At 44.9% G+C, this 26,567-nt stretch carries 28 protein-coding genes, 1 tRNA gene and 1 pseudogene; 18 read left to right on the forward strand and 12 right to left on the reverse strand.

What is annotated here, in order from left to right:
- Window positions 1-154 precede the first annotated feature (154 nt).
- The 3 genes from H6F66_RS21020 to H6F66_RS29070 all read left to right on the forward strand — a co-directional run bounded on the left by H6F66_RS21020 (window position 155) and on the right by H6F66_RS29070 (window position 1,973).
- On the forward strand, window positions 155-955 hold the full coding sequence (locus tag H6F66_RS21020; protein ID WP_190424945.1) for a hypothetical protein: 801 nt from the start codon (window positions 155-157) through the stop codon (window positions 953-955).
- An 8-nt stretch (window positions 956-963) separates the two neighbouring features.
- A complete protein-coding gene (locus H6F66_RS21025) occupies window positions 964-1,731 on the forward strand; it encodes a hypothetical protein (RefSeq protein WP_190424947.1) in 768 nt (255 codons plus the stop codon).
- A 116-nt stretch (window positions 1,732-1,847) separates the two neighbouring features.
- Window positions 1,848-1,973, forward strand: coding sequence for a hypothetical protein (locus H6F66_RS29070; protein WP_277873828.1), 126 nt, complete (start codon window positions 1,848-1,850; stop codon window positions 1,971-1,973).
- A gap of 126 nt (window positions 1,974-2,099) precedes the next feature.
- Here the strand turns inward: H6F66_RS29070 and H6F66_RS21030 are convergent, their stop codons facing one another.
- The gene (locus H6F66_RS21030; protein ID WP_190425055.1) at window positions 2,100-3,935 is read right to left on the reverse strand and encodes a M3 family metallopeptidase; all 1,836 of its coding nucleotides are present in this window, start codon (window positions 3,933-3,935) and stop codon (window positions 2,100-2,102) included.
- Window positions 3,936-4,348: 413 nt separating this feature from the next.
- Between H6F66_RS21030 and H6F66_RS21035 the strand changes: the two genes are divergently transcribed.
- Window positions 4,349-4,783 (forward strand): response regulator, encoded by a 435-nt coding sequence (locus H6F66_RS21035; RefSeq protein WP_190424949.1) that lies wholly within the window; start codon window positions 4,349-4,351, stop codon window positions 4,781-4,783.
- A 25-nt stretch (window positions 4,784-4,808) separates the two neighbouring features.
- Here the strand turns inward: H6F66_RS21035 and H6F66_RS21040 are convergent, their stop codons facing one another.
- Window positions 4,809-4,988 carry a hypothetical protein gene (locus H6F66_RS21040; protein ID WP_190424951.1) on the reverse strand — a complete coding sequence of 60 codons (180 nt, stop codon included), beginning with the start codon at window positions 4,986-4,988 and terminating at the stop codon, window positions 4,809-4,811.
- 457 nt (window positions 4,989-5,445) lie between these two features.
- On the opposite strand from H6F66_RS21040, the gene uvrC reads away from it, so the two are divergent.
- The 4 genes from uvrC (at window position 5,446) to H6F66_RS21060 (ending at window position 9,862) form a co-directional block, all read left to right on the forward strand.
- Entirely contained in the window at window positions 5,446-7,326 is a 1,881-nt protein-coding gene (uvrC, locus tag H6F66_RS21045; protein ID WP_190425058.1) for an excinuclease ABC subunit UvrC, read from the forward strand.
- Window positions 7,327-7,423: 97 nt separating this feature from the next.
- Window positions 7,424-8,443 (forward strand): ABC transporter ATP-binding protein, encoded by a 1,020-nt coding sequence (locus H6F66_RS21050; protein ID WP_190424953.1) that lies wholly within the window; start codon window positions 7,424-7,426, stop codon window positions 8,441-8,443.
- 109 nt (window positions 8,444-8,552) lie between these two features.
- Window positions 8,553-9,440: an ABC transporter permease gene (locus tag H6F66_RS21055; protein WP_190424955.1), complete on the forward strand. Its 888-nt coding sequence runs from the start codon at window positions 8,553-8,555 to the stop codon at window positions 9,438-9,440.
- 38 nt (window positions 9,441-9,478) lie between these two features.
- The gene (locus tag H6F66_RS21060; protein ID WP_190424958.1) at window positions 9,479-9,862 is read left to right on the forward strand and encodes a hypothetical protein; all 384 of its coding nucleotides are present in this window, start codon (window positions 9,479-9,481) and stop codon (window positions 9,860-9,862) included.
- A gap of 302 nt (window positions 9,863-10,164) precedes the next feature.
- Here the strand turns inward: H6F66_RS21060 and H6F66_RS21065 are convergent, their stop codons facing one another.
- Window positions 10,165-10,605: a peroxiredoxin gene (locus H6F66_RS21065; protein ID WP_190424960.1), complete on the reverse strand. Its 441-nt coding sequence runs from the start codon at window positions 10,603-10,605 to the stop codon at window positions 10,165-10,167.
- A 213-nt stretch (window positions 10,606-10,818) separates the two neighbouring features.
- On the opposite strand from H6F66_RS21065, the gene H6F66_RS21070 reads away from it, so the two are divergent.
- The 4 genes from H6F66_RS21070 to H6F66_RS21085 all read left to right on the forward strand — a co-directional run bounded on the left by H6F66_RS21070 (window position 10,819) and on the right by H6F66_RS21085 (window position 14,811).
- On the forward strand, window positions 10,819-11,223 hold the full coding sequence (locus H6F66_RS21070) for an Npun_F0494 family protein (RefSeq protein WP_190424963.1): 405 nt from the start codon (window positions 10,819-10,821) through the stop codon (window positions 11,221-11,223).
- A gap of 94 nt (window positions 11,224-11,317) precedes the next feature.
- A complete protein-coding gene (gene cobQ, locus H6F66_RS21075; protein ID WP_190424967.1) occupies window positions 11,318-12,820 on the forward strand; it encodes a cobyric acid synthase CobQ in 1,503 nt (500 codons plus the stop codon).
- Between the two features lie 70 nt (window positions 12,821-12,890).
- On the forward strand, window positions 12,891-13,130 hold the full coding sequence (locus tag H6F66_RS21080) for a 2Fe-2S iron-sulfur cluster-binding protein (RefSeq protein ID WP_190425062.1): 240 nt from the start codon (window positions 12,891-12,893) through the stop codon (window positions 13,128-13,130).
- A gap of 28 nt (window positions 13,131-13,158) precedes the next feature.
- On the forward strand, window positions 13,159-14,811 hold the full coding sequence (locus tag H6F66_RS21085) for a site-2 protease family protein (protein WP_190424970.1): 1,653 nt from the start codon (window positions 13,159-13,161) through the stop codon (window positions 14,809-14,811).
- Window positions 14,812-14,870: 59 nt separating this feature from the next.
- Here H6F66_RS21085 and H6F66_RS21090 read toward each other — a convergent pair whose 3' ends face one another.
- The 4 genes from H6F66_RS21090 to H6F66_RS21105 form a co-directional block, all read right to left on the reverse strand.
- Window positions 14,871-15,329, reverse strand: a complete 459-nt coding sequence (locus H6F66_RS21090) for an SRPBCC family protein (RefSeq protein WP_190424972.1) — start codon at window positions 15,327-15,329, stop codon at window positions 14,871-14,873.
- A gap of 36 nt (window positions 15,330-15,365) precedes the next feature.
- Window positions 15,366-16,829, reverse strand: a complete 1,464-nt coding sequence (gene zds / locus H6F66_RS21095) for a 9,9'-di-cis-zeta-carotene desaturase (protein WP_190424975.1) — start codon at window positions 16,827-16,829, stop codon at window positions 15,366-15,368.
- 73 nt (window positions 16,830-16,902) lie between these two features.
- Complete coding sequence (locus tag H6F66_RS21100; protein WP_190424978.1) at window positions 16,903-17,373, reverse strand: DUF29 family protein; 471 nt, start codon at window positions 17,371-17,373, stop codon at window positions 16,903-16,905.
- 67 nt (window positions 17,374-17,440) lie between these two features.
- Window positions 17,441-19,120: a hypothetical protein gene (locus H6F66_RS21105; protein ID WP_190424981.1), complete on the reverse strand. Its 1,680-nt coding sequence runs from the start codon at window positions 19,118-19,120 to the stop codon at window positions 17,441-17,443.
- 304 nt (window positions 19,121-19,424) lie between these two features.
- Between H6F66_RS21105 and H6F66_RS21110 the strand changes: the two genes are divergently transcribed.
- From H6F66_RS21110 to H6F66_RS29490, 5 genes are all read left to right on the forward strand, one after another.
- Complete coding sequence (locus H6F66_RS21110) at window positions 19,425-19,781, forward strand: iron-sulfur cluster assembly accessory protein (RefSeq protein WP_190424984.1); 357 nt, start codon at window positions 19,425-19,427, stop codon at window positions 19,779-19,781.
- Between the two features lie 109 nt (window positions 19,782-19,890).
- On the forward strand, window positions 19,891-20,310 hold the full coding sequence (locus H6F66_RS21115) for a tetratricopeptide repeat protein (protein ID WP_190424987.1): 420 nt from the start codon (window positions 19,891-19,893) through the stop codon (window positions 20,308-20,310).
- A gap of 356 nt (window positions 20,311-20,666) precedes the next feature.
- Window positions 20,667-21,542, forward strand: a complete 876-nt coding sequence (locus tag H6F66_RS21120; protein ID WP_190424990.1) for a M48 family metallopeptidase — start codon at window positions 20,667-20,669, stop codon at window positions 21,540-21,542.
- Window positions 21,521-21,604 (forward strand) — tRNA-Leu (locus tag H6F66_RS21125). The genes H6F66_RS21120 and H6F66_RS21125 overlap by 22 nt, the downstream gene beginning before the upstream one ends.
- Window positions 21,605-21,674: 70 nt before the next feature.
- Window positions 21,675-21,905 (forward strand): hypothetical protein, encoded by a 231-nt coding sequence (locus H6F66_RS29490; protein WP_347269414.1) that lies wholly within the window; start codon window positions 21,675-21,677, stop codon window positions 21,903-21,905.
- Between the two features lie 13 nt (window positions 21,906-21,918).
- On the opposite strand, the pseudogene H6F66_RS21130 reads toward H6F66_RS29490, so the two are convergent.
- The 5 genes and pseudogenes from H6F66_RS21130 to H6F66_RS21150 all read right to left on the reverse strand — a co-directional run.
- Window positions 21,919-22,578: pseudogene (locus H6F66_RS21130) on the reverse strand (ATP-binding protein); the annotation flags it as partial.
- 33 nt (window positions 22,579-22,611) lie between these two features.
- Window positions 22,612-23,730, reverse strand: a complete 1,119-nt coding sequence (locus H6F66_RS21135; protein ID WP_190424996.1) for a WD40 repeat domain-containing protein — start codon at window positions 23,728-23,730, stop codon at window positions 22,612-22,614.
- Window positions 23,731-23,759: 29 nt separating this feature from the next.
- Window positions 23,760-24,188, reverse strand: a complete 429-nt coding sequence (locus H6F66_RS21140) for a heavy metal-responsive transcriptional regulator (protein ID WP_190424999.1) — start codon at window positions 24,186-24,188, stop codon at window positions 23,760-23,762.
- A 24-nt stretch (window positions 24,189-24,212) separates the two neighbouring features.
- Window positions 24,213-24,506, reverse strand: a complete 294-nt coding sequence (locus H6F66_RS21145) for a hypothetical protein (RefSeq protein WP_190425065.1) — start codon at window positions 24,504-24,506, stop codon at window positions 24,213-24,215.
- 225 nt (window positions 24,507-24,731) lie between these two features.
- On the reverse strand, window positions 24,732-24,902 hold the full coding sequence (locus H6F66_RS21150; protein ID WP_190425002.1) for a chlorophyll a/b-binding protein: 171 nt from the start codon (window positions 24,900-24,902) through the stop codon (window positions 24,732-24,734).
- A 522-nt stretch (window positions 24,903-25,424) separates the two neighbouring features.
- Between H6F66_RS21150 and ald the strand changes: the two genes are divergently transcribed.
- Window positions 25,425-26,516, forward strand: a complete 1,092-nt coding sequence (ald, locus tag H6F66_RS21155; RefSeq protein WP_190425005.1) for an alanine dehydrogenase — start codon at window positions 25,425-25,427, stop codon at window positions 26,514-26,516.
- Window positions 26,517-26,567: the final 51 nt, after the last annotated feature.

Below are 26,567 nucleotides of genomic sequence, written 5' to 3' on the forward strand. Positions count from 1 at the left end.
TCCTTCTACCGCATCTTCAGTTCAACGTTCACATAGAGGCACTGGAAACGATGGAAGCTAACAATTCATTCCTTCCTTCTACCGCATCTTCAGTTCAACTGCGTAACTCCTGAAGTTTGATAACCTCTCACTTGTTGTAGACCATCGAACGTTAGTGCCAGAAAATATTAATTCTATCTGGTATAGAAGACCACAACCTCTGAAACCGCCAGTAAAAAAGACTTTTGACAAAGGTGAGCAAGCACATACACTTAGTGAGTGGAGTGCAGCCATTGAGGGTTTTTTAGCTCATATCCCTACTAAATTATGGATTAATCACCCAAGGAATAACGCTTCAGCCGCATCCAAGATAGAACAATTAAGTCGCGCCAAAAGGCTAGGAATTACAATTCCCAAAACTTTAGTCACTCAATCTTTTGAAGAAACTATAGACTTTTGGAAAGAATGTAAAGAAAGTCTTATTGTTAAACCGATTTCTCATGGGTATATCGAAAGAGAAAATTCCCAAGAAGATACATTGATTTTTACTAATGAGGTTAGTCTAAACCAGCTTAATAAAAACCGAGAGCTTTTGTCTTTATGTCCGACTCTATTTCAGGAGAAAGTTGAAAAAATATACGATATTAGAATCAGCGTAATAGATGATGAAGTCATTGCTGTTGCAATTTATGCCTCCAAAGAATATAAATTACAAACTATAGATATACGAAAGAATAATATGCAAAATGCTCGATATGAAATAGTCACCTTACCCTCTCTTTTAAGAAATAAAATATTAGAGCTTTGTCGTTCTTACGAGTTAAGATTTGCGGCGATTGACATGGCATTTACTAAAGATTACAAGTGGGTTTTCTTTGAGGTTAATCCGAATGGTCAGTGGGCTTGGTTAGATTTAGAAGGAGTAACGGACATAGCAAGTTTATTGCTCAAGTCAATGCAGCTCAATTTTTCATAACCTCAGATATGAGTTTATCGGTTTACATCACATGGTTACTCATGCGGCTTTCTGTGATCGAATGCACTCTTGCTGAGGTTCAGCAAAGACAATATCAATCTAAGAGTGAGCTTGCTCTTCCTCCTGAAGAAATCGATATTTCTGATGACAAGATTGATTTTCTTAAGGACAAAAACAAAGAGGTGAAAGAGCGCCGAGATAGAGTAGATACAAAAGCACGCACTTTACTAACCTTGACTTCTCTGCTGCTTGGTTTGATCTCTAGTACAACAAGCATTGCATCTGCAAAAGCCATAGGTATTTGGTCTGTCTTACCACTTACTTTGTTGTTCCTTACTATTTTTCTGTTGACGGTATACTTTGGAGTTGATCGAAGCCAGACTACTGACAATAGCTATATTTTTTCAAATTCAGAGGTAGCTAAAAGAATGTTATGCAAGGATCTACTTAGCTCACAAGATTACAATGAGCGTGTAACGAATTTTATGCTTGATCTATATCGAGCTGCACTACGCTATTTTTCTGTTTCGATGCTGTGTATTATGATTTTTGGGATTTGGAATATTGTATATACTAATAGCGACTGGATAGTAAATAAAGATAAAATTGAATTTTATTTAAAACAGGAAATTCTTGATTCTGGAAAACCATCGTGTGAAAAGACAACTGTTGATGTTGCAAGCCCAAATGAAAGTTCAATACCACCTGCTGATGTATTACCTGATATTCCGAAAAATTTTCCCTCTTCAGTACCTCAAGTGCAACCAAATCATTGAATTCCTGGCAGCGGCATAACCATTAGACTGCACATTTAGAACATTCTCATTAACTTCATTAACTAAATGAGCATTGGAAGCCTCTAGGCAGTAAGCAGTTCGCCCAGCTTGAGAACGTGACCCAGGTTAAAAAACTCACAGACAAACCGATACTCACTCCCGTAAACACTCAGTTCCTTGTGGGATGCTACCACCAGCATCAAGGCATTGTCGTTCAGAAGCGCGATCGCAAATTGTCATAAAATTCGTTATCAAATTCCTCAGTACGTTTGGAAAGACTTTCTTCAGCTCTTGAAAGGAGGCTCCAGCCTCCTAAACTGCGCTACCAGGCTGAGCCTGGTAGCGAGAAATACGAGAAATTTGGGCGATTAAAGCGTTGCTTGCAGTTGATCTAAAAGACCCTCAACATAAGTCAAAGCACCGCTAATTGTAGCTGGATCTTCGATGTCTATTCCCACATACTTGCGTAACGCTTCCACCTGATTCATGCTTCCCCCTGCTGCTAATAGATCCAGGTAGCCAGGAATAAAATCTTTGCCTACCTGAAGATATTTTTGGTAACAAGCGAGGCTGACAATGTTGGAAGCTGTGTATTGATAGCAGTAGAACGGTTTAAAGTAAATGTGGCCAATCCGCGCCCAATCATACTGGTGTTCGGGTAAAATTTCCACCGTATCGCCACAGAGTTCGCGGTAAAGTTCCGTCCACTTTTCGTTAACAAAAGTGTGGTCAAAACTACCTTGGACGGCGCGTTCGTGAATTGCCAATTCTAAGCGGCTAATTGTGCTTTGGCGGAATAGTAAATTTAGCTGATCTTCCAATTGCCGAGTTATTAGCGATCGCTTAAGTTTTTCGTCGTCGCCAGCGGTTTTCAGCAAGTAATCCAACAACAGCAATTCATTAAAGGTTGAGGCAATTTCTGCCAGCACCATTGGCGGATTACTGTTAAAATAAGTTTGGCGATCGCCTATCCAGGCAAAGTGCAAGCCATGCCCCATCTCGTGCGCTAACGTAAACAGAGAGTTGTAATCTTCTGTGTAAGAAAGCAACAAGTAACTGTGTTTACCATGAGTGTACGAGCAGAAGGCACCGCCGCGCTTACCGGGACGCACTTTGGCATCTACCCAGTTTTTCACGAAAAATTCTTCTGCCCGTCGAGCATAGTTGATGTCAAACTGTTCTAAAGCAGATAGCAGAGTTTCTACACCATTTTTGTACTCAATTGGCGCAGCCTGGTCGTCGCCATCTGTCCAAGGTGCATAGATGTCGCAAATGCGAATTTCTTGATTCAGCGATTTTGCTTTTAGCTGATAGTATCGTTGGAACAGATCAAAACGCGATCGCGTTCCTTCCATAATCGCCCGAAACACAGCCTCCGAGACTTCATCCGCCAACAGTTGTTTATACAACGTCGAGGCGTGCGATCGCATCTGACTTTCCAGCCGATGATCTTGCGTCACAGTGTTTAAAATATAGCCATACAGCAAGTTGTGCTGCTGCATCACTTTCCGCACCGACCGATAAGCGTTGTAGCGCACCTCAGCTGAGGGATGAAACAGTAATGCACCCAGTTCCGCCTCGGTGTCAGATGTTTTTCCCTCTGGCGTGGTAACAGGTTCATACTCCTGTTCGCCGAGATGAATAGAACGCAATTGAATAAACGCTTGCCGACCTGTTAAACTATCTTGATTACGGGTTTGCTCGACTTCTTCAGAAAGTTTGTGAGGGCGATATTGGGCGATCCGATCTAAGTAGTGGCTGTAGGTAGATAAGGCTGCTGATGTCTGCAATTCGCTAAATTTAGCAGCGTCTAAATCCTGCAATTCTAGGTCAAAAAACAGCAGTTGGTTTTCAATTCCAGTTAAGGCTTCTCTTACCTTATCTAGAAATTGCTTTGCTTCATTGTTGCGCGTATCCGCTGAGAAAACCAGAGAAGGGAAGGCATAAAGATAGCCAGATTTTTCTGCCAATGCTTCTAGCTGTTGCAGACATTGCCCCAGTTCTTCCGGTGTCAGGAAACTGACTTTTCCCCGGTAATTTTGCCTAAACTGGCTTGCATCGTGCTGGAGTACCTGCAAATCCTGCGCCAGATGGGGATCGTCAAAGCCTTTGTAGAGGTCACAAAGATTCCACTCTTGAGGGCTATCTAGCTGGTCTAAAGTGGTAAGTGCTTTAGATTCATTGGCATTAGAAGACGATTGCACCAAAGCCAAAGTTAAACTCCTTTAGAAAATGTGGTTGAAAAATGCTTTGAAGAATGTAGTTACTTGTCTATTTTATCCAAATTGATTTCAACCTTGCTGGGAGTAGGTTAGAGTTTTTCTGTTTTGGATAGTTTACTTAGCCAATAAGTAGGCGGACATAATTAAATAGTGCATACCGTATCTTCCCCATTGCCTGCCACTAAAGCAAAGTCTGGGCAATACCTATCCTAGGGATGCGGGCTATGGGAAAAGATAAGTTTCTGAGGCAGGTTGATTTTTTACTACATTTTAAACTCAATTATAATATAACTTTTTATTTTCATAGATTTTTAAGGAAGGCTCAGGTAAAATAAATCACAATTATTCTGTTAATGCTCATATAATTTTCAGCAATCCTTCACAGCTAACGAATCATGAGCAGCGAAACACAAAGTTCAACGACCAACCAAAAATTAAACTCCAGCGCCTCCACTGCTGCCAAGCGAATTTTGATCGTTGAGGATAGTCCCATGAATCGAGAGTTGCTGAATGACTACCTAGGATATCTGGGATACGAAGTTTTCGCATTGGCAGAGGGATCGGGCTTTTTTCAGGCACTGGTTGACTTCCAACCTGACTTGATTTTGCTAGACTTGAAGTTACCGGATATCGATGGTTATACCATACTCCAACAAATCCAAGAAGGGACAGACTGGCTGCACATTCCTGTAATTGTTGTTTCAGCCTTTGCTTTTCAAGTAGACAAAGAAAAAGCTCTTAGATTGGGCGCCCGTCGCTTTATCGTTAAACCTGTAAATATCGTTGATTTGAAGCAAGCCATACAAGAAGAACTCCAGATGGGGAGTTAAGAGGCTTCTTGTTAGTTTGTTCAATTTATTCGATTTTGTTCTTGTTAATATATTCCTCCACTGTTTTGCTAAGAGTTTGTATAGAATGACTGATTTCCCCAACCTGAGTTTCGACTCGTGATAATAAGAAAACAACTGTTTGAAGTTGATTGAGTGTTTCATCCATAGCGTTTCGGTAGTTAGCCTCAAACTCTTCTAATTTCATGACTTTAACCGGGTGTGTAAGGTAGTAAATAAAGCGATTACTTGGTTATATCAGCATATCAAAATTCAAAATTAATTTAACTTATTCCAGATAAAAATCAAATTGACTACTATAAATTCATCCAAGAGACTAATTCCTTTATCGAATCTTTAAAATTGATATAAAATTAGGTTATAGAGAATACAAAAATAGTGCTAGGTGCGAAATATTACTGAGATTTTAATTTTTTTTTAAATGCCTAGCCTGAAATACTACTGAATTGGGAAATCGTCCAAAAATACATCTTGCGAGATTTTACTGATTTAGCGATCGCGCTACCCTTTTCTCAAAGGCCTATTCCAGTTCAAGACTGCTGCTTTCAAGGAGTGCTTTGTTTATGACAGATCCGCAAATGCTGAGGGATGGGAACGAGTTATCCCCCGCTACAACTCAAAGCGGTTATGTCTCGTCTGCTGAAATTACCCCAGCGGGGAAAACATTGCCGCTAGTCAAAGATCCAGAACGGTTGGAGAATCGGCTGAAGGAGATTCCCCCAGAACCGGGAGTCTATATCATGCGGGACGGGTGCGATCGCATTCTCTACATCGGCAAATCGAAGAAGTTGCGATCGCGCGTTCGTTCCTATTTCCGAGACTCTCAGAAATTAAGCGATCGCATTGCGATGATGGTACGCCAGGTTGCCGAGATTGAATTCATCGTCACCGACACCGAAGCCGAAGCCTTGGCGCTAGAGGCAAATCTTGTCAAACAGCACCAACCTTACTTCAATGTACTCCTAAAGGATGATAAAAAATATCCCTACGTACTGATCACCTGGTCAGAACAATATCCCCGTATTTTCATCACCAGAAATCGGCGCGTAGGTAAAAAAGGAGACAAGTATTATGGGCCTTATACTGATGCAGGACTGTTGCGAAATAGCCTGCGAGTAGCCAAGCGAATATTTATGCTGCGACAACGACCGCAACCGCTATTTACAGATCGTCCTTGTCTAAATTACGACATCGGGCGCTGTCCTGGTGTCTGTCAGCAACTTATTTCCCCAGAGGAATACCATAAAACAGTGCAAAAAGTAGCAATGGTGTTCCAGGGACGCACTGGCGAATTAATTGACATCTTGACAGCGCAAATGGAACAAGCGGCGGCGGAATTAAACTTTGAGGCAGCGGCGAGGAAACGGGATCAGATTGCGGGGTTAAAGTCGCTGACAGCTGACCAAAAAGTGTCTTTGCCAGATGATACCGTTTCGCGGGATGCGATCGCTCTGGCCGCCGACGAGAAACACGCCTGTATTCAATTGTTCCAGATTCGGGCGGGAAAACTGGTGGGACGTTTAGGCTTTGTTGCTGAAGCGGACTCAGGAACTCCGGGAGCAATATTGCAGCGCGTTTTAGACGATCATTACCAAAACGCTGAGTCTGTGGAAATCCCCACAGAAATTCTAGTGCAGCATGAATTGCCAGAAGGCGAGATGCTAGGGGAATTCTTAACAGAACGCAAAGGGCGAAAAGTTAGTATTCTCGCGCCACAGCGCCAAACTAAGGCAGAATTGGTTGAGATGGTGGAGCGCAATGCCCAACACGAACTGGCGCGGATGCAACGAGTAGGCGATCGCAACGAACAAGCGATGCAGGATTTAGCGGCGATTCTGGATTTGCCAGATTTACCTCACCGCATCGAAGGTTACGATATTTCCCACATCCAAGGGTCGAATGCTGTAGCCTCCCAAGTAGTGTTTATTGACGGCTTGCCCGCAAAGCAGCACTATCGCCACTATAAAATTAAGAATCCCACTGTTACATCTGGTCACTCTGACGACTTTGCTAGTCTTGCGGAAGTCATTGGGCGGCGTTTTCGCAAGTATGCTGAAGATCCGCAATTACAACGAGTGGGAAATTCCGATTGGCCTGATGTGGTGATGATTGACGGTGGGAAAGGTCAGCTTTCATCTGTTGTCGCTGTTTTGCAAGAGATGAATTTGATGGAAGATTTGCGAGTCGTGAGTCTTGCTAAACAGCGAGAAGAGATTTTCTTACCTGGTGAATCTTTACCACTTCAGACAGATGCGGAACAACCGGGCGTGCAACTTTTGCGGCGATTGCGGGATGAAGCGCACCGTTTTGCTGTGAGTTTCCACCGTCAGCAACGGAGTGATAAGTTAAGGCGATCGCGTTTGGATGAAATTCCGGGTTTGGGTTTTCAGCGACAAAAGGAACTTTTGGCGCATTTTCGCTCGGTTGACTATATTCGGGAAGCGTCACCAAAGCAGCTGGCTGAGGTTTCCGGTATTGGCCCGCGTTTAGCTCAGGAGATATACGATTATTTTCATCCGGCCTAATACGAACCGCTTCAACGAACTATTGGCTTAATCCCTGCATCCTTCGCCCGTTAGAATAGAAATAAAGATTGTTTAGATTTGTAAAATTGGGACATCTATGGCTCCCGCTGTTTTAATCGAAAAGCTCGCCAAACGCTACGGTTCAGTAGAAGCCGTTAAAAACGTTTCTTTTCAGGTCGAACCTGGTGAAATTTTTGGTCTTCTAGGGCCAAATGGTGCTGGGAAAACTACGACTCTGCGTGTCTTGTGTACCTTGACCAAGCCTGATGCTGGCAAAGTTGAGGTATCTGGCATCTCAGTTATCGATAATCCTAGAGCGGCAAGGGCTAGACTAGGTTATGTGGCTCAGGAAGTTGCGCTGGATAAGGTGCTAACTGGGCGGGAAATGCTACAACTGTCCGCTGCACTTTACCACCTCCCCGGTGCAGTGGCGAAACAGAGAATTGAAGCGGTGCTGGGTTTACTGGGATTGCATGAATACGCCGATAAAAAGACTGGCACTTATTCTGGAGGTTTACGCAAGCGTCTGGATTTGGCAGCTGGGTTGTTGCATCAGCCGGATGTCTTGGTTTTAGATGAACCGACGGTGGGATTGGATATTGAAACCCGTGTGGTGGTTTGGGACTTTTTACGCCAGCTGCGGGCGAGTGGTACATCTGTGTTAATTACCAGCCATTATTTAGAGGAAATTGACGCGCTGGCGGATCGGGTGGCGATTATTGACAAAGGTGTGGTAATTGCCTCTGGAACGCCGTCTGAGTTAAAGGATAAAGTAGGAGGCGATCGCATTACTCTCCGCATCCGCGAGTTTTCCCCGATCGAGGAAGCCCAAAAAGCCAAAGATATGCTAGTATCTTTACCTTTTGTCCAAGAAGTGATTATCAATGGCGCTCAAGGTAACTCTCTAAATTTAGTGGTGAAGCCGCAAAGTGACGCTTTGATAACGATTCAGCAATCATTACAATCAGCAGGCTTACCGACTTTTGGCATTGCCCAAGCTAGACCTAGTTTAGATGATGTTTACTTGGCTGCTACGGGTAAAACTTTGATGGATGCTGAACTTGCAGCATCTGCTAGCCGCGATCCCAAGGCCGAGAAGAAACAAAATATGCGATAGGTTTAGATTTTATATCAAGGCATAGCTTTGATATCTCGTTCCCCGGCCGCAGCCCAGGACAGAGGTTTGGGAGGCTCAGCCTCCCGACAATTATCATAGGGAGATTCAGATGAGTAGTACGTTAACACCTCCAAAACCTGACATTCGTTTGCAGCCACAAGCTGCTAGTCAACCAGTTGCATCCGGTTTGCTTGGCGATTTTATTCAAGAAACTCTGGCTTTAACAAAGCGTTTGTTTATACAGTTGCAACGCCGTCCCTCTACTCTAATTGCTGGGATAATTCAACCGCTGATGTGGTTGGTTTTGTTCGGAGCGCTGTTTCAAAATGCGCCTCAAGGCTTGTTTGGTAATAGTCTCAGCTACGGACAATTTCTCGGTGCTGGAGTAATTGTTTTTACAGCCTTTGCGGGAGCGTTGAATGCTGGGTTGCCAGTAATGTTTGACCGGGAATTCGGGTTTCTTAACCGTTTGTTGGTGGCTCCTCTAGCTTCCCGATTCTCGATTGTTGCGGCGAGTGCTATTTACATCATCGCTTTGAGCTTTATCCAAACGGCTGTAATTGTTACAGCTAGTGCTTTGCTGGGTGCGGGATTGCCAAATATACTGGGGTTGAGCGCGATCGCTCTAATTGTCTTCCTCCTCGTTGTCGGCGTAACTGCTTTAAGCCTTGGTTTGACTTTTGCTTTACCTGGTCACGTCGAGCTAATTGCGGTAATTTTTGTTACTAACTTGCCGCTACTGTTCGCCAGCACTGCCCTCGCTCCCTTGTCCTTCATGCCCAAATGGTTGCAGATAGTTGCTACCCTCAACCCTCTAAGTTACGCCATTGAGTCAATTCGCTACCTATATCTTAATAGCGACTGGGGACTCGGTAGTGTGGTAATGCAGGCTCCGTGGGGGGCTGTAACTTTTGGAGCAGCTCTGCTAGTGCTTATCGGTTTCGATGCTTTAGTATTACTAGCAATTCAACCCCTGCTGCGTCGCCGCTTTGCTTAACGTACAATCATGAGTAGCGTGTTATACCCCAAATTGCCATGAAGATAAAAACCCAGCTGGTTTTCGGTGTCCTTGCTGGCATGGGAGTCCTCTCTTGCCTGCTGCCTCAAGCAACATTAGCTCAATCAACCCTAACTCCACCAGGAGAAGTAAAACCTTCAGATACCTTCCAAAACGAGCAAAATACAGATCCGTTTTCTCGAAGTGACAATGGAAGTTCTTTCGGTGTTTTAGACTTAATTCATCGAGCCACGCTGGGAAATACTCGCGATTTGAATGAGTATTCTATCGAACAGCGTCAAAACATAAATACTGCCGCCGATGAGTTTAGGCGTTTACAATTAGAGCGGCTTCGCAATCAAAATCAAGCTTCCCCGAACAATCAGACAAACCCAGTTACAAATACACCGACACAGAATTAATCTTTTAGGAAACTACCTAGGAACGAAACCTAACAAATGATTTTTGGTGTTGGGTGTCGTTCCTCAAAACCACTTACAACCGGAATAAAAAGAGCTGGGTGGTTTGATTTATTAAAGGAAAATTCTGCAACGTTGATTTTGCTTTGTGGTAGGGGTATGGCAATGCCATGCTCCTACAAAATGTCGCAATTTTCGATATTTTCTAAGGGTTGTATGAAACCAACCTAAAACTGCAAATTAGGAAAAAGAGGGGTATTTATAATACCCCTCTTTTTATTTGGTTAGCTTACCTTGCACTCAGCTTAAGAAGCAAGTGCCGCTAAAATATCACTCGCGTGAGAAGCAGTATTAACGCTGGAATCGACATGAATAATCTTGCCGCCACCATCAATAACATAGGTTACACGCTGGGCATAACCGCTGCTACCTTCAACGTCATAAGCTTTGATAATGCTGCCATCGACATCTGCTAGTAGGGGAAAAGGCAGATTGAATTTCTCAGTGAATTTCTGGTGCGAGTCCTCATCATCTTTGCTGACACCCAGCACTACAATGTTTTTTCCCTGATAGTCTGTATAGGCATCCCGAAAACTACAAGCTTGTTTGGTGCAGCCTGGAGTATCGTCTTTGGGATAAAAATACAGAATTACCGTTTTCCCCGAAAAATCAGATAGAGAAACGGTGTTACCGTTGGTGTCTTTGGCTGTGAAGGCAGGTGCCATCGTACCAACTGCTAAAGCCATAAATTCTGTTTCCTTCTGGGTTACGATCGTTTAAGCCATAAGATTTTACAATATTTTACGATTGCGCTTGGGTTAGGTTAAGGTAGTTGACGGCAGTAAGTCTCAGGCTACAAGAAAAAACCACTCTCCGCAGACTGCAAAAATAAGTCAATGTAAAAAGGGCATTGGCAGCGATCGCTACTTTAAATTTCCTGCTGTTTACTGGTATTGACTATGAACTCTGTTGCAGCGAAAAGCTCCCCCGTAATTCAATATTCCCCTCAAAGTATAAAAAGGGCCGAACGGGCGATGCGTTGTTCTCCCTTCCTGCTGCCTTTATTTGCAGCGATGCGTTCTACAAGCGTTCCTTTGGGAGCAATCGTTTCTTCAGGTGTGCAGCGCCAATACACCCGCAAGCCATTGCGCGAGTTAGCCGCCGAAAATTATCTATCGTGGCTGATCCAGGTGGGCATTCTGCGACGAGAAGTGGATGGACAAGGCATCACCGATAGCTTCCGCCTCACACCGTTGGGACGCCAACTGGTAGAACAATGGGAGAAACAGGGCGGCGTAGTGCCTGCTCCGTCTTTAAGCGATCGCTTCTATAATGCGTTAAATCGTTGGTTTCGACTGTTTTGAATTGTCAGTTGCCAGTTTTCTAATGACTCCTGGCTCCTAACTGATAACTCGTAACTCCTAATTGATAACTCGTAACTCCTAACTGATAACTCATATGAAAGCCATTATGGTTGTGGGGACAACTTCCCACGCAGGAAAATCACTAATAACTGCCTCCCTGTGCCGCATTCTGTCGCGGCGCGGTTGGCGGGTTGCTCCCTTTAAGGCGCAGAATATGGCGCTCAATTCCTACGTCACACCCACCGGAGGAGAAATTGGTTATGCTCAGGCAGTGCAAGCTTGGGCATCTGGGGTGACACCTTGGGTAGAGATGAACCCGATTTTACTCAAGCCCCAAGGAGACATGACTTCGCAGGTTATTATCAAGGGTAAAGCCGTCGGGGTAGCTGGTGCCGCAGAATACTACGAGCAGTATTTTGACATCGGCTGGCAAGCAGTTGAAGAATCCCTGCAACGTCTCTCGGAAGAATTCGATTTGGTGGTGTGCGAGGGAGCAGGTAGCCCCGCAGAAATTAACCTCAAGCACCGCGACATGGCTAATATGCGGGTAGCAAAGCATTTAAACGCCGCAACTATGCTGGTGGTGGATATCGACCGGGGCGGCGCTTTTGCCCATGTGGTGGGGACTCTGGAGTTGCTAGAACCAGAGGAACGGGCGCTAATTAAAGGTGTTGTCATAAATAAATTTCGCGGACAGCGATCGCTTCTAGACTCCGGCATCACCTGGCTGGAAAAACGCACTGGCATTCCCGTTGTTGGTGTGATTCCCTGGATAGACAATGCCTTCCCCGCTGAAGATTCTTTAGGCTTATTCGACCGTCGCACCACCAAGAATCAGAGCGATCTCACTATTGCCGTTATCCGCCTTCCCCGAATTTCTAACTTCACCGACTTCGACCCCCTAGAAGCCGAACCCAGCGTCACAGTAAAATACCTTAGCCCCAAAGATACCTTGGGACATCCGGATGCCGTAATTATTCCCGGTTCCAAAACTACCATCGCTGACTTGCTGGTTCTGCAAAAAACTGGCATGGCACAGGCAATTCAAAATTATGCAGCAGCAGGTGGCACTATTCTGGGAATCTGTGGTGGTTTCCAGATGCTAGGCAAATTTCTCGCCGATCCAGAAGGAGTTGAAGGAGAAACGGGACGCTTTAAAGGTCTGGAATTGTTACCTGTAAAAACCGTCCTCACAGCCCAGAAAATCGCCCGCCAGCGACTGGTAACTTCTAACTATCCTCAGTCTGGTTTACCAGTTACAGGTTACGAAATCCATCAGGGACGCACGCGGCTGCTGGAATCGGAAGAAATAAACCCGGCCTCTGCATACGCACAAAAACAATCCTCCTGCAAACCGTTATTTGACGATCCTAATTTGGGAATTGTCGATGCAAATCAATCAGTTATCGGAACTTATCTGCACGGTATTTTTGATAACGGCCCTTGGCGACGCTCCTGGTTAAATAACTTGCGGCAGCAGCGGGGACTTCCGTCTCTTGCCACAGGAGTTGCTAACTACCGCGAACAGCGAGAAGCAGTTTTGGACTTGCTGGCAGATGCGATTATGGCGCACCTGGATTTAAACCTATTTTTGTAGGCCTAACTTATTAGTTATTAGCTATTAGCTAATGGCTTTTCAACAATTAGCAATCCTTCAATTAGCGAGTATGAGTATCCGCGTACATTTTTTACCTGATGATGTTACGGTTGACGCTAAGGCAGGAGAACCGTTATTACAGGTAGCAGAGCGGGCTGGGGTGTTCATTCCCACTGGCTGCCTAATGGGTTCGTGTCACGCCTGCGAAGTGGAGGTCGAGGGCAAAGATACCATCTGTGCTTGTATTACGGCAGTCCCAGCAGGGAGCGAGCAGTTAACTATCAATCTCTACGTTGATCCCGCCTGGTAGCAAACCGGACACGAGGTTGGGGAAAAAGATGGAATATTTACTTTACGGTTTAGCAATCTATTGTTTGCTGATAATAGGACGCTATTTGATTATTTTTCAGCGCCTTTTGGGTTTAACTCTCCAGTACATCAACTACAATTTTACAGATAAAGACCAGATACCCGTCTATATTAGAGATTTATTTGAGATTCCCTTGCTAGAACTTGAACAATTAGAGTTTAAGTTCTGTTGCTATTTGAATGTCGCTCAAATGACGTATCTGGATGCCTCGAAGACTTGGGAAATGCTGTTATATAACGAGGAGTTTAAGACATTTGCCAGTGTAGATATTCGTAGTTTACCCGAATCGGTTAAACTTTTTACTATTAATTTTTTCACATTTTTGGAAGATGGTGTCCTGCTACAAACAATGAACGGGCAGGCTTTCGGTGTTATGGGAACGATACCGAATACAATTCTTCAAGATCCTTATGTTGTGGAAACACAACAGCAGTGGCAAGTTCATAAAACTAAGCTGGAATTGACGAAAACGCCCCAAGAAATGTCTCCAGAGAAATTTATAGAGACATTGCGATCGCATCATGCCACCTACCTCGACAGTCTGGTAAAATTAGGCGAATTGTCACCAATCAAAAACACACAGCTATTTGAACTCAAAGGGCTTGCAGCTTTCAAAGCAGCCGTCAAAATGGGACGGGAAAGCAACAAGTATACTAATCTTCTCAAAAAGTGGACTTCCAAGGCAAAAACCAATCCCTCTGTCACCGTACAAATTCCTGAAGAGGTGGAAGTTGAGGGATTTCGTCGGATGGAACGCATAGAACGGGGACGCACCAGAAAGGGGATAAAGTCCTGGTTGTTGCTTGGTAGTTTGGCAGTGTTTGCTGTTTCCTTTCTACCGTTTTTCGACTTGCAGACACTGCTTATCCTCATCGCTGTGCTATTTCTCCACGAAATGGGTCACTTTTTGGCGATGAAAGCGTTTGGTTATAAAGACACCTCGATTTTCTTCTTACCCTTATTCGGTGCTGCTGCTACCGGACGCAAAGATAATGCTACGGTGCAAGAAAAAGTGATGGTGTTGTTGGCAGGGCCCGTTCCGGGGATAATCTTAGGGAGTGCGATCGCTTTGGCAATTCCCGATTCTCTCCAACGCTCTTTAGGGTTGCATGAGGCTATCGGCTTGCTGATGATCATCAATTACTTCAATCTACTGCCTATATTGCCGCTGGATGGCGGACGTATCTTGGATTTACTAATATTTTCCCGCCATCCTTACACAGATGTTTTCTTCAAACTTTTCGCAGTTGGTCTTCTGGTTTTTGTAGGCGTGAGTTTGGGTTCGGCGAGTGCGATTTTTATTTTCCTGGGATTGCTAATTGCCTTCACAATTCCTGCTAGTTTCCGCAGCGCCAAAATCTTGAGGAAATTGCGGCGAGAACTACCACAATCAACTGACGATTCTGATAGTGTACTACTGGCTATTTTTCGCACCCTTAAGAAGTCTGGTTACGGTTCCCTACCTTTTGCTCAAAAATACAAAATGGTAAAAGATATTGCCCAACGCTGTCGGGAGTCCCATTCTAACTGGGGAAGCAGGCTGTCTTTATTAGGCGTTTATCTAGTGTGTTTGGTTGGTGGTTTGATACTTGTAGGTATCAGCTTCGTACCAGTTCGTTAGCTATCAATACTCGGTTAAGAATTCTTGGGGCTGGGTTTCGTTCCCGGAAGCCAGCTTACTCAATTTCCTGATGACGATTTAGCTTGAGATTGAATAGCGTATTCTCGAAAACGATCCAAATCAGCTTGGATAGTTGATTCAACAGCCCGCCCTAGAAATAGATTATCCACCAGCTTGCCTAGCCAGCCAGGAATACCGTAAGCCACGGTCAGTTTAACGATACTACTATCCTTGCGATCGTAAAAGCGAATTGCACCCCGATTAGGCAAACCATCAACAGATTCCCACTGAATAATCTGATTTGGTTCCATTTTCACAATCCGGGCTAACCAGCTGAATTCTAAACCACCAGTTGCTAGTTTCCAGCGAGATAGAGTTGGATCTTCTTCCAAAACCTTAACAGAATCAATCCACTTCATCCAACGCGGCATTTGTTCCAAATCAGACCAAAGATCCCACACCTCATCAATAGGAATTGGAACTTCTACCTGCACACTATGCTCTAACCAATCTGACATTTATTTTTCTACTTATTATTCCTTTTGTTCTTCCTCTTAAACCGCAGACAACTCACTTACCCCCACCTTAATATTCTCCAAAATCTGCTTAGCAGCCCGACGACCAGACAAAGTTGCTCCTTCCATACTATCGATGTAATCTTGCTGCGTATAACTACCCGCAAGGAAGAAATTTGCTATTGGGGTTTTTTGTTGCGGACGATACACATCCATTCCTGGTGCTTCGCGATAGAGAGACTGAGCCAACTTAACCACACTGTACCAGGTCATGTTCAACTCGCGGGAAGAGGGGAATAGATCGTGTACTTGTTTGAGGACGTGTTGCGCGATCGCTTCATTACTTTCCTTGATAAACGGATCTCCCGGAGTCAGCACCAACTGCAACAGCGAACCTTCTCCTTCTCGGTAATAATCAGATGGACTGGTTAAAGCTAAATCGGCAAAACAGGAAAAGTCAGCATCTGCCGTATATAACAGATTATCTATCCCCGCCGCATGATCCTTCTGTTTCCGTTCTGCCTGGTTGTGTAACTCAGTCACCCAACCATCAAACCGCAACTGAACTGTTGCCACTGGCACCGCATCCAGTTTATAAATGTTGTCAAATTCCGACCATTTCCGCCAATCTTGCGGTATGATGCGCTTGATTCCCGGCACATCGCAGGCGCAGACATAAGCATCAGCGGTGATGGTTTCTTCTCCGTCGCCTTTGGCAATTCGGAAACCAGTAACTCGCGTTTCGTTCCCTTCCCCAGCAAACAGAATTTCTCTTAACTGGCGACGAGTGTAGATTTTCGCGCCTCTTGCTTCCAAATATTTAATAATCGGCTTGTGCAGATATTCATCAGGAGAACCGCACAGCATTCGCAACACCGATGCCTCGGTTCTAGATGCAAACATCTGGAATATTGTCAACATACAACGGGCAGAAATATTCTCGCAATCGATAAAACCCAGTGCGTAGGCTATCGGGTTCCACATCCGCTTGATGCTGCCATTGCTGCCGCCGTGACTGCGGAACCAGTCAGCAAAGCTGATTTTATCAAGAGAGCGAATGGTTTTCATCGACCCCTCGAAGTCTACCAAACCGCGCACGATTGTACTGGTGCCGAGAGCGATCGCATTCTGTACTTTATCCTGCAATGACAGTTGCGATGTCGTAAAAAATGCCTTCAAGCCATTGAAAGGCGCACCCGTGATGAAGCGAAAATCTAATGCCCCCGTAACGCCGCCTTTGTTGATAAAGGTGTGGACGTGTTCTTTCCGGTGCAGATTCTCAAACGCCCCTACCTTCTTAAACAATTCAAATAGCTGGTAGTAGTTACCAAAGAAGACGTGCAACCCCATCTCAACATGATTGCCATCAGCATCTACCCAACTGCCAGCTTTTCCCCCGACAAACGGACGAGACTCGAAGATTTCGACTTCATAACCAGCATCGACTAGATCGACTGCCGCAGCCATTCCAGCCAATCCCGCCCCGACGATTGCAACCCGCATTCAATCTGTCCTTTTCAACTTCTTTACAAAGTTTAACTAAGAATGGTTACTCCCAGACGGGCAGCAGCTAAAATTACTGCTCCGATTCTGTAGTGAAGCGAGGTAAAAAATCATCATCAATCACTTCTGAGAGAGAATAGGGACTGAGAATTGGAAATGTCTCTAATGACAAGCCAGTTTCAGCTTTTGCTTGTTTAACAGCTTGCGCGTAACAATCAGCAAAAATGTCGAGATAGGGTTGAAGACTAGGCGAATCGCTAAGAGCTTCCCTAACCCGCCTGCGGTGTTCAACAATACTACCTTCCCAGCTACCGCTTCTACGTTCAGGCTGAAATTGCCACTTGAGTAGGTGAAGCAAGACGACAAGAAGATTACTCTTCAGGCTTCTGCGCTCCCTCCTCCCCATGTTTTCAATTTCCTCAATGAGGTTTTCCCAGTCCACGTTTCCATAGTCCTGACTCTGCAATTTTTCGACAGTTTTTTCAATCCATTGCAGGTAGTCAGTCTCATACAGAGTTTGATTATCCGTTTTCAGGGAAGGCATAGCATCCATAAATGGATCAACGGTTAAGTATCGAAGTTAGTAGAGGCGAGGACACACTGCCCCTACTTTATTCCAACTCAAAGCCGAACTGAGGGATTAGCTGAAGCATACCCAAGCCTAATTCTTCAGAGGAGAGCGATCGCGCTTCAAATAATGCCATCATGTCACCAAGCTGAGGATTTCCCTTCGATGCGCCTTTTAGTCCTCTGGCAATAATCACGCCGCAGTAGCCTTTAGTTTTCTGACAACGCTGATCCCACTTGCGACGGGCTTCGATATGGACAGGGTCATCTCCTGTAAACTCACCAAAAAGGTACATATTGCCATTTTCAGTTTGTAAGATTCCCAAGTCGTAGAGATCGCCTTCTTCAGGATCTTCTCCCGGATTAAAGCATACTCCTTTCAGCCCTCCGGCACCCTGGATCTTTTCAATCAACTCCTTTGCCTTCGGACGGGAAGTTTGAATCAAAATCACAGGCAAACCTTCTCCCGCCGCCGCGATATCCTTAGGTTGATAATGTTCTGCTGTCTGACGCAGCAAGTCCAGCCGTTCCCAAGTCATCATCCCCAGACTGAAGAAAGAACCTTTGGGTATCAAATCATCCCGCAACGGCACCGTCATATCCTCGAATTCATCGTCGAATTCGTCGTCGAATTCCTCCTCGTCCTCATCGTCCGCTGCCAACTGCGCCATATTAAACAGTTCCGCCGCCACTTCTGGCACAGTTTCCACCTTTACCGAGAGAGTTTGCTTTGGTTCTACGGCTGGGGGTGTGGGGATGCGGAAGCGTTTGGTGAGGCTGGGGAACTTGTCGTCGGAGAGTTGGCGATGGGATGCGCGGAAAAAGCGATGCAAAGCTTCCAGTGCAAAATAAACTGCGATCGCTTCCTCTTCATACAAAAACGGTCGCATTCCCTCCAAAGGATGCACGTTGCCGAAACTTGGCCCTATTTCTGATAGGGCCAAGTCAGATAAATCTATTTCGTCCTCGTCTTCATCTTCATCGAAGGAATCTTCCGCCTTCTCGAAGGTCATAAATAAGCAATCTTGCCCTAGAAATGCTTCTTCGAGTTCCTCAAAAGACTCCTTTGCTAAGACCGAAGCCCGAAATCGCTTCAGAGAATCAAGAGAACGATACAACAAAATTCCGTACTCCATGCCCAGCATTCCCATCACCGAGGCGTAAAGAGTACCAATATCCCACTGGTTAATTTCAATTGAGATAATTTGGTGGTCAGCCAGCATTTCCCAAGGTGCATCTTCCCAAATTTCCTGAGCCTTTTCCTCCAGTAACTCCACATACTCTGGCGGTAGCTTTGGCGGACGAGTGCTGGACATCTCCTGAAAAGAGCGAAACAGCTCGTCAACCAGAGGCAACTCTGGTACATAATCAATGGCAATCTCTAGATCCTGAAGAATACCCCGCAGATAAAACTGTACTTCGCGATCGCGGACTATTATTTTCTGAGGTCGGGCTGGTTTTGCTGGGCTGTGAGGATACTCCATTGCACGCAACAAGGCGCGAACCATTGCTTCGGGCCCGGTTTCGGACGTTACCATATCCATTGCCCGTACCATGCCTTCGACACCATCTAACCAAACAATGCAGTCACCATCTTCCTGAGTATCCGACTCTAAGCTTTGTGCCATACCAGCGGATAATCGACGGCGATCGCCCTCCCAGACGCTGGGAATTTGGTGTAGTGTTTTAAGCCGACGGAGGGTAGAGCGATTGAGAACAGACATATACTAAGCCAACTGAGTGAAGGAAAAAGCGGTCTGCGCTTTATGTTGGTAGATCCTCATTTTAAATACTAATCGTCTATATACCGTCTGCTTAATAAACTTCTATTTTGCCCGCTTGTATGTACGCTGCTATACAATTTCTCTTGGCTATAGCCCTGCTATATGAGCGCTAGTTACCATAGCTAATAAAAAGCTTTGCTTCGCTAGTCCCTGTATGCTTAGCAATGTTCGATAAAATTAATACAGTGGGCTGGTTTACTCAAATCGTCTATAACAAACAGCAAATAGGAGTCGAATGAGCGCGATGACACAAGCAACTCAGTCGCAAACACGAGGTATACAGTTGACAGAAGCGGCTCTAAAGCACGTTCTTCAATTGCGGGAGAAACAAGGTAAGGATTTGTGCCTGCGCGTCGGTGTCCGCCAAGGAGGCTGTTCGGGAATGTCTTACATGATGGATTTTGAAGATGCCAGCAAAATCCAGGAAAATGATGAGATTTACGACTACGAGGGCTTCAAAATTGTCTGTGACCCCAAGAGTATGCTATATCTCTATGGCTTAGTGCTTGATTACAGCGATGCTATGATTGGCGGCGGTTTTCAATTCACCAATCCCAACGCTGCTCAAAACTGTGGCTGTGGTAAGTCTTTTGGTGTCTAAATTGGGGACTGGGGACTAGGGACTGGGGACTGGGTAAAATAAGAATGCAAATTTTTCCTCTTCCCAGTCCCCAAGTACGAATTACTTTTTACTTGATTGCCTTTTTAAAATGACCGAGCAAGTTAACGACCTTTTCGATATCGGACTGGAACGCTATAAAGCGGGTGAAGGCCCGGATACTTTGATTCCTGTCTTTAAGGAAATTTGCGATCGCTCCCCTAAAACAAATGCTGCGTGGGTTTGTCTGTCTTGGTTATATTTGTTGGATAACAACCCATCTTTGGCTGCCAAAGCTGCTCAAAAAGCTGTCAAGTTGAATCCCTCCGATCCTCAAGCTCGGATTAACTTGGCGATCGCTATGCTCGAAACTGGAAAAAAGGGTGTCCGCCAACACGTTGAAGTCGCTGGGCGTGCGATCGCGCTTGAAGCTGAATTACGCGAAGACGTTGAAGAAAGTATCGCCGATGGCTTTTCCAGAAAACCTGACTGGGATAGTTTAACTAAAGTCAAAAATTGGTTATTTGCCTAATTCTACTCTCATTAAATCAAGCTGTTTTTTTACTTTCTTCTCTTTGAAAAAACAGCTATCTTTTTCCTCTATTTTAATGATATTATTTACTTAAAAACGATTTTTAAAATAATAGAAATTTGTGTATTTCTTGCCAAAGTACAGATTTCCATTATCTAAATATACCATGTACGGTATAAAAATAGGTATAAAAAATTACAACAAATTGTCACCGTGAAGGCAGACAACAGCAACGAAAACCCTAGATCCCTGATCCCTCGCTATACTAATTGAGGATTACCTGTTCTAGGGGCAATAACCAAAGCCTTGAACCAGAACAGCACCACATAAAATCCTTATTTTTTGAGATTGTCTCCATGTTGCCAACAAAGACACCGTTAATTGGTCTTTCCGCAGACAAGTTCCGCCATCCGCTGGATTTGGAGGCAACCACAGCCTTGAAACAGGTGCCGGGGTTGGATATGCTAGTGCGGAATCTGCTGGGGCCGCTAGCAGAACAAGTTTTTTACCTAGAAAATATAGCAGCGGGAGTGCTAGTCGGGCCTCAACAGCTGCCGCATCTGCATAAACTGCTGTTAGAAGCTTGCCAGATTCTGGATCTCGAACCCCCGCAACTGTATGTACGCCAGCATCCAGCGCCAAACGCCTACACATTTGCCATGCGAGGCAAGCAACCGTTTATCGTGTTGCATACCTCGTTAATTGATATGCTGACACAGGAAGAAATTCAGGCAGTAATTGCCCATGAATTGGGACACCTCAAGTGCGAACATGGGGTTTACCTGACGCCGTTGAATATTATCGTGTTAGCGGCGGGATTAATTCCCACTTGGGGGAGTGTAGTAGCTGAAAGCGTGCGATCGCAGATGATGGAGTGGTTGCGATGTGCGGAGTTTACCTGCGATCGCGCTGCACTACTAGCCACCCAAAACCCCAGAGTAGTGAGTTCCGTTTTAATGAAACTTGCGGGAGGTTCACCCGCGATCGCGCCTCAACTAAACCTAGAGGCATTTTTAGCCCAAGCCAAAGCTTACGACGATATCAGCAACAACCAGCTAGGTGAAATGCTCAAATCAGCCCAAACAGCCCAACTCTCCCACCCAGTCCCAGTTTTACGGGCTAGAGAAATTGATCGCTGGGCAAGTAGCCAAGAATACCAAAACTTGCTAGAGCAGCATTCAATAGGCTATAATGATAAAGCTAAACCCAAGGGCGGGTGGCGAAACTGGTAGACGCATCAGACTCAAAATCTGACGACCGCAAGGTTGTGAGAGTTCGATTCTCTCCCTGCCCACTATTCAATTTTAGAAGCCCCCTTTCTAAGGGGGCTGCGGGTATCAGATGTTGGATTAGGGGTTATAACCATGAGACTAAAAAGCTGGGAATCTCCTCGCAAACAGGGGAGAAACGACAAAGGTAAAGGCGGGTCTGCAAGAGCTAGACAATTGAAAAAGCAACAGCAGATGCTCCGGAAAAAGCTAAAAGACCAAGGCGAAGCTGAAAACAACAAAAAATCAAACAGAGGGAAGGTTAACTTCCCTCTGTTTTTTTGTGTGATAGGTTCATGCACTCTCGCACGAACAAGCGTTGGATGAAAATTTTTGTTCACTATTGGCGTTGGCAAATTGGGATGGCAATTAAAAACTCAGTTCCTTTTGCTGGTTCTGAGAAACACTTCAAAACGCCGCCATGTTTATCAACCACAATTTGATAACTGATAGATAATCCCAAGCCAGTACCTTTTCCGACAGGTTTGGTGGTAAAGAAGGGGTCAAATAAGCGGGCTTTTATTTGCTCTGTCATTCCTGAACCATTGTCCTGAATCTTAATCGTTACGTGATTTTTATCTCGAACTTCGGTAGAAATCCGAATCTGCGAATTCAAACGTGGGAAAGCTGGAAGGTTTGCTTCCGGCTCGTCTAACCCTTCCAGCGCTTCGAGAGCATCAATCGCATTGTTCAGGATGTTCATAAATACCTGATTAAGCTGTCCAGGGTAGCATTCTACGTGAGGTAAGTTGCCATACTCTTTAACAACTTCAATCGCGGGATAGCTGACCCTTGCTTTTAGGCGATTTTGCAAGATCAGCAGAGTGTTATCAATGCCTTGATGGATATCTACTGCCTTCATTTCGGCTTCATCCAGACGGGAGAAGTTACGCAACGATAAGACAATTTCGCGGATGCGATCGCTCCCCATCTTCATCGAACCCAGAATTTTAGGCATATCTTCAATTAAGAAATCTAAGTCAATCGCCTCGGCTTCCTTTACAATCGCTGGCGCGGGATGAGGTTAAACAATCTATTTACCTACTTGAGTATCGGTTTGTGTGCCGGGAACTTGCCAAATTTTAATTGTTCTATCAAAACCGCCAGTCGCAAGGGTGCTTCCATCAGGACTAAAAGCTACCGAGTTCACCCAGTCTGAATGTCCTACAAGTAAAGCTATTAGCTCACCAGTTCTCAAATTCCACAAGCGGACACCATCACGACTGGCACTGGCAAGCATTTCTCCCGAAGGATGGATGGCAATAGCCCGAATCAAGCCTGTATGTCCTGAAAGCGTGTAGAGCGATCGCGCAGTTATTAAATTCCAAACTTTAATTGTGCGGTCATAACTGCCACTGACCAAAATATTACCTCTAGGGTCAAATGCCAGGGTGCTGATTGCACCAGAATGCCCCGGAATTGAACCAATGGAGCTTCCAGTCTTGATGTTCCACAGCTTAATTACTGGGTTTCTACCCCCACTTGCAAGGATATCTCCTTGCGAACTAGCCGCTACAGCGTAGGTTTGGTTATCAAACCGCACCAAAGTATATATAGGGCGCTGTGTCTTCAGATTCCATGCTCTAATTCCATCCAAAGCACCTGTTACCAGAATTTCATTATCTGGCGTGATTGCTGTTGACAAAATATTACTCGTATGGTCTAAAAAGGTACGAGTATATTTTCCAGTTTTCCAGTTCCAAAAATTGAGTGAAGAGTCATTACTAGAACTGGTCAATGTTTCTCCATCGGGGCTAAATTTTAGGGCAAGAACTGCCCGACGATGCGCCCGGAGGCTAGAAACTTGCCTTCCTGTTTTCAACCACCAAAATCTAATTCTGCCCTCATTGTCACTGCCCCCACTAATAAGAATTGTCCCATCAGGACTGAAGGCTAAGGATTCAACAGTTGTGGAGTGACCTTTGAGTGTGCGGATGAGCTGCACATTTTTCCAGGCTTGAGGTAGTGAGGTGTCTGAAGTTTCAGACGGCAGAACCTGGGGAATTTCAGTCTGAGCCTTAACTTGAAAAAAGGCGAAAGGTAAAAGGCAAAAGATAAAAGTAGGGAAAAAGAGAAAAGTGTAAATAAAATTACGGTTTTCTATTTTTTTCGATGTACGTAACTTTAAATTTTGGCACTTTTCCTTTTTCATTCTGATTTTCTACCTTGTTTGTTTTGCCTTTAATCTTGAATATTGGGGCAAATAGTCTGATCGATGCGGTGAGCGGGTGGACGGTCTTGCCAACCAGAGAGTAACCCTTGTAGTTCAGCTTTGAGGATTTCGAGGGATTCAATTTGAGAAGCGATCGCGTCTACTTTAGAAAGCAGATGCTGTTTTAATGCACCACAAGGCAACTCACCCTCATCGTGGACAGTTAAAATTTCTTGTATCTCGCCCAAACTGAGTCCGAGAGATTGCGATCGCTTGATGAACGCCAGCCGATTAATTATCTCGCTACTAAACAGTCGATAGCCGGATTCTGTTCGTTTCACCACTGGGGACAATAGCCCAATATCTTCGTAGTAGCGAATAGTTTTCACCGAAAGACCACTACGATCTGCAACTTCACCAATTTTCAGCCATTTACCTGAAGTAGAACTGGCTATCATTCTTGTATTCTGCTTACAAAGTCTTTACCGGGGTGGATTGTGTTTAGATGCACTCAGTGTAGGTAAAGCAGTCCGGGGGGAAGAAGCGGGGAGATAGCGTTGTGCTTTTTGGGGTTGGGGTTCAACTTCCTGCTGCTGCTGCTGCCACCACCGCAGAGCGATCGCTATCCCCACCATCGCCACTCCAAAGGTCAGCAATGACCAGCTTTGATCCACTCCGCCAATCACTGCATCTACGGCACCAACAATGACAATAAAACTGGTAATTGGTTCTTTACGGTAAGCTGACTTCAAAAATCTAGGCATCAAAGCATTCATCACGACTTACTCTATTCCCTATAGTATTTATTCTAATTTCAGGTTATCTCATCTAGCAGCCAGGAGCCTGAAGTTAGAAAACAAGCATTACACATCGGTTGCTCCCAGACTGAGCCATAATAGCTCTCACGGCGCTTCTATCGCGGACTGAGTGCTGAGTGAATAAGACACATCCTATCGCTTATCTTCTTCCTCATTCCTCAGCCCTAAAGTCAAGATTCCTGATTATTGCAAGCCCAGCCAGGATAGTACACCTTTCCCGGTGACGTATTCGATAATCACCATCAGCAGAAAGCCAATCATTGCCGCTCGACCATTCAAGCGCTCTGCGTAATCATTAAAGCCAAACTTTGGCTGCTCCAGCTTGGGAGTGACGGTGGGTTGAAGTTGGGTCATAGTTTGGCAATCCTTACGTCTTGATGCTTCTAGAGTATTTTACAATCCTTAATATATTTTAAAGGTGCTAGTCCTTGAGTCAATGGGAAAGCAGGAAATCTCATAAACTTCTGTGATGACCATGCCTTAGCTTGCTTTGGGTGGGGCAGCCACTTCATTTGCAACGGAATTTTGAGATTTTCCGTTTTGAGTTTTAAATGCTTTCGATAAAATATAGCAATTCCTTTATGCTTTGTGAAGCCAAAGAAACCTGGTTTTGATAAAGTTACCGACTTTGGTGTAAATTGGAACTTTTATAACTCAATTATAATTGTTATAGCAGCCTTCTTAAAGGGCTTCTCCCGAATAGGAGAGAAAAACTTCACTCTTTGCCTAGAGACAAATACACACAAATTCAGTTAAAGAAGAAAAGTAAAACTTAAACTCTCTATACCTTTATAGAGTAACTTTTCCAATGTGCAACTAATAGATATTAGTTGTAGATACGGTCGATAATAACAAAGCTAATCATCGAGGTGAGAAATGGAAATTGGCGTTCCAAAGGAAACTAAAGATCAAGAATTTCGAGTCGGGTTAAGTCCTAGCAGCGTCCGGGTGCTGTATGAAAATGGTCATGCAGTATTTGTGGAAAGTGGCGCTGGTGTTGGTGCTGGCTTCACCGATGAAGATTTTATTCTTGCTGGGGCGAAAATTGTCTCCCAAGCTAAGGACGCTTGGAATCGAGAACTCGTAGTTAAGGTGAAAGAACCACTCAAGCACGAGTACGAGTTTATCCAGAAAGAGCAGCTGCTGTTTACTTATTTACACTTAGCAGCAGATCGGACTTTAACCGAGAATTTGATTGATAGTGGAGTTTGCGCGATCGCTTACGAAACCGTAGAAATACCAGACAAAAAAACTCTGCCTCTCCTCACCCCCATGAGTATCATTGCTGGTCGCCTCGCCGTCCAATTTGGGGCAAGATTTCTCGAACGCCAGCAAGGAGGTCGCGGAGTTCTCTTAGGCGGCGTTCCCGGCGTTCGTCCTGGTAAAGTCGTAATTTTAGGAGGCGGCGTCGTTGGTACAGAAGCCGCAAGGATGGCGGTAGGTGTAGGCGCTCATGTGCAGATTTTGGATGTCAATGTCGAGCGTTTAGCTTATTTAGAAACCCTCTTTGGTTCCAGAGTTGAACTGCTCTATAGTAACTCTTTGCAAATTGAAGCCGTTGTCAGAGAAGCCGACTTACTTATTGGTGCAGTTTTAGTCTTAGGTCGTCGCGCCCCCATCCTCGTAGCGAGAAGTTTAGTAAAACAGATGCTTCCCGGTTCGGTAATTGTAGATGTGGCTGTAGACCAAGGCGGATGTGTGGAGACGCTGCGCCCTACTTCTCACACTAATCCTACATATATAGATGAGGGTGTTGTTCATTACGGCGTTCCTAATATGCCGGGAGCAGTTCCCTGGACTGCAACTCAGGCACTTAATAATAGTACCTTACCCTATGTCTTGAAATTGGCGAATCAAGGACTGAAAGCATTAGAATCAGACCCGGCTTTGGCGAGGGGTGTGAATGTACAGAATCATCGGTTAGTGCATCCTGCTGTGCAGGAGGTTTTCCCAGATTTAGCCCATTAGATAATTGATATTGGGATATTGTAGAGACGTTGTATACGTCTCTACAATTGG

It is taken from the genome of Trichocoleus sp. FACHB-6 (assembly GCF_014695815.1).
Lineage (GTDB): Bacteria > Cyanobacteriota > Cyanobacteriia > Cyanobacteriales > FACHB-T130 > Funiculus > Funiculus sociatus.

Bases quoted from the DNA above. Each gene is read 5' to 3' on its own strand.
- H6F66_RS21060 (WP_190424958.1), top strand. From the start codon at position 9,479: ATGAAGATAAAAACCCAGCTGGTTTTCGGTGTCCTTGCTGGCATGGGA.
- H6F66_RS21080 (WP_190425062.1), top strand. From the start codon at position 12,891: ATGAGTATCCGCGTACATTTTTTACCTGATGATGTTACGGTTGACGCT.
- H6F66_RS21150 (WP_190425002.1), bottom strand. From the start codon at position 24,902: ATGACCCAACTTCAACCCACCGTCACTCCCAAGCTGGAGCAGCCAAAG.
- H6F66_RS21110 (WP_190424984.1), top strand. From the start codon at position 19,425: ATGACACAAGCAACTCAGTCGCAAACACGAGGTATACAGTTGACAGAA.
- H6F66_RS21145 (WP_190425065.1), bottom strand. From the start codon at position 24,506: ATGAATGCTTTGATGCCTAGATTTTTGAAGTCAGCTTACCGTAAAGAA.
- H6F66_RS21115 (WP_190424987.1), top strand. From the start codon at position 19,891: ATGACCGAGCAAGTTAACGACCTTTTCGATATCGGACTGGAACGCTAT.
- H6F66_RS21065 (WP_190424960.1), bottom strand. From the start codon at position 10,605: ATGGCTTTAGCAGTTGGTACGATGGCACCTGCCTTCACAGCCAAAGAC.
- H6F66_RS21025 (WP_190424947.1), top strand. From the start codon at position 964: ATGAGTTTATCGGTTTACATCACATGGTTACTCATGCGGCTTTCTGTG.
- H6F66_RS21135 (WP_190424996.1), bottom strand. From the start codon at position 23,730: ATGAAAAAGGAAAAGTGCCAAAATTTAAAGTTACGTACATCGAAAAAA.
- H6F66_RS21055 (WP_190424955.1), top strand. From the start codon at position 8,553: ATGAGTAGTACGTTAACACCTCCAAAACCTGACATTCGTTTGCAGCCA.
- H6F66_RS29490 (WP_347269414.1), top strand. From the start codon at position 21,675: ATGAGACTAAAAAGCTGGGAATCTCCTCGCAAACAGGGGAGAAACGAC.
- H6F66_RS21085 (WP_190424970.1), top strand. From the start codon at position 13,159: ATGGAATATTTACTTTACGGTTTAGCAATCTATTGTTTGCTGATAATA.
- H6F66_RS21140 (WP_190424999.1), bottom strand. From the start codon at position 24,188: ATGATAGCCAGTTCTACTTCAGGTAAATGGCTGAAAATTGGTGAAGTT.
- H6F66_RS21050 (WP_190424953.1), top strand. From the start codon at position 7,424: ATGGCTCCCGCTGTTTTAATCGAAAAGCTCGCCAAACGCTACGGTTCA.
- H6F66_RS21035 (WP_190424949.1), top strand. From the start codon at position 4,349: ATGAGCAGCGAAACACAAAGTTCAACGACCAACCAAAAATTAAACTCC.
- H6F66_RS21040 (WP_190424951.1), bottom strand. From the start codon at position 4,988: ATGAAATTAGAAGAGTTTGAGGCTAACTACCGAAACGCTATGGATGAA.
- cobQ (WP_190424967.1), top strand. From the start codon at position 11,318: ATGAAAGCCATTATGGTTGTGGGGACAACTTCCCACGCAGGAAAATCA.
- H6F66_RS21090 (WP_190424972.1), bottom strand. From the start codon at position 15,329: ATGTCAGATTGGTTAGAGCATAGTGTGCAGGTAGAAGTTCCAATTCCT.
- ald (WP_190425005.1), top strand. From the start codon at position 25,425: ATGGAAATTGGCGTTCCAAAGGAAACTAAAGATCAAGAATTTCGAGTC.
- H6F66_RS21105 (WP_190424981.1), bottom strand. From the start codon at position 19,120: ATGTCTGTTCTCAATCGCTCTACCCTCCGTCGGCTTAAAACACTACAC.
- H6F66_RS21120 (WP_190424990.1), top strand. From the start codon at position 20,667: ATGTTGCCAACAAAGACACCGTTAATTGGTCTTTCCGCAGACAAGTTC.
- zds (WP_190424975.1), bottom strand. From the start codon at position 16,829: ATGCGGGTTGCAATCGTCGGGGCGGGATTGGCTGGAATGGCTGCGGCA.
- H6F66_RS21070 (WP_190424963.1), top strand. From the start codon at position 10,819: ATGAACTCTGTTGCAGCGAAAAGCTCCCCCGTAATTCAATATTCCCCT.
- H6F66_RS21100 (WP_190424978.1), bottom strand. From the start codon at position 17,373: ATGCCTTCCCTGAAAACGGATAATCAAACTCTGTATGAGACTGACTAC.